Raw genomic sequence first — 1444 nt, 5'->3', positions numbered from 1 at the left:
CAACAAAGCGCACCACGTTATCGAGTGGAAGATTGACAAGGGCTGTGACCTCGCGCCGCGTCCAGCCGTCCACGTCCAGGGTAGCCAGGACCTTGACGGCGTAATTGCGCCCGCCGCGCTCGGCCTTGTAGACGTGGCCGCCGCCGCCCTGGCCAAGTTGCTCGATGACTTCATAAGCGCCAATCTTGGCGCCTTTCTGGGGAAGGTGGATGACCAAGCCAGGAGCCTCCGAAGGTTCACCACTCTAGCAGAACCCGGCGGGTGTGGTTGGTGCAGTCGCGCGGATGCCCGCCCGGTTGGAGGCTGGAGCCGGGGCGGTGGGTACACCCTTCCCGAATGCGGCCACACAGGGCACGGCCGCCCCCTACCCACGCTCCAACCCCATCGCTAAAGCGGCGCCTAGTCCTCGGGCTCGGACTCCTTCTCGGAGTCCTTCAAGAACTCCACCCGCACGGAAGGCGAGTCCAGCAGCTTCGCCATACGGGCCAGGAAGCGGACCTTTTCGTCAGGCCATGCCCGCAGGGTGCGCGTCAGCTTGCGAAGCTCGGGGCTCAGTGGCACCTCGGGCGCGGGCTCGTTCATCGTCCGCGCTACTTCTTTCGGACTGATGCCCAGCAGCACGTCCGACGAAATGCCGAGCGCCAGGGTTATCTTTCGCAGTGTGGGAACGGCGGGCAGCATCAACCCGCGTTCAATCTTCCCATAGACAACGGCCGAAATCCCAGCCGCACGCGCAACCTCGGCTTGATTCATCTTCAGCCGTTCCCGGGCCTCTCGGGCGAGAGGTCCGATGGTGGTCATCAACTCCTCGGGAGTCATGTGCTCTGTTCCTGTAGGCATTCGTCCCTTCCGTCTGACGGGGCCGTGTTTGATTTGGCGAAGGTGCTCGCAACGTGTCCAATGGCATTGAGCTGGGTAGGCGTCAGCCGCCGCAAGTGGCGGAGCACCTGCCGAACCCGGGGGGACTCTTCCTCTTTCTTCTGCTTCGGCTCGTCCACCAATACCGGGAGCAGGCCGGAGCTGATTCCTAGCAGTGCGTTGGCGTCCGCTCCGAGGACAAAGCACAGCTTTAGCAGGGTGGGCACGCTCGGAAGCATTCCGCCGCGCTCCAGGCGGCCATAAACCTCCGTAGCGAGTCCAACCCGCTCGGCTACGTCCGCCTGTGTCAGCCTTGCCCGCAGGCGGGCATTCCGCGCGACCTCTCCCATGTGTTTCGCCAGCTTCGGCGGAGCTTTGGGGCCCTCGGTCGGCTGTCGAGTGTCAGCGACAGCGGCGGGGGGCTTGGTATGTCTACCCATTGTCCAGGAACTCTTCCGGGTTGGGGAGGACGCCTCTTTCGACTGTCTGCGCCGCCAGCAGCTTGCGCTCGGCCGCCTCGTTCAGAATCGCTTTCCGCTCCGCCGCCACTTCGAGCCGTCCGAAGCTGGAGGCCCCGGACGCGCGA

The 1444-nt window shown here is 64.6% G+C and carries 2 protein-coding genes and 1 pseudogene; all 3 read right to left on the bottom strand.

Annotated features, from left to right (window positions below; translation table 11 throughout):
* Positions 1-217 (bottom strand): annotated as a pseudogene (locus BO221_RS52160) (hypothetical protein); the annotation flags it as partial.
* A gap of 182 nt (positions 218-399) precedes the next feature.
* Positions 400-819: a helix-turn-helix domain-containing protein gene (locus tag BO221_RS52155; protein WP_073568421.1), complete on the bottom strand. Its 420-nt coding sequence runs from the start codon at positions 817-819 to the stop codon at positions 400-402.
* On the bottom strand, positions 816-1208 hold the full coding sequence (locus BO221_RS52150) for a helix-turn-helix transcriptional regulator (protein WP_083682809.1): 393 nt from the start codon (positions 1206-1208) through the stop codon (positions 816-818). The genes BO221_RS52155 and BO221_RS52150 overlap by 4 nt, the downstream gene beginning before the upstream one ends.
* Between the last annotated feature and the right edge of the window lie 236 nt (positions 1209-1444).

It is taken from the genome of Archangium sp. Cb G35 (assembly GCF_001896145.1).
GTDB classification, from domain to species: Bacteria; Myxococcota; Myxococcia; order Myxococcales; family Myxococcaceae; genus Archangium; species Archangium violaceum.
This window is presented reverse-complemented; position numbering and strand designations above follow the sequence as displayed.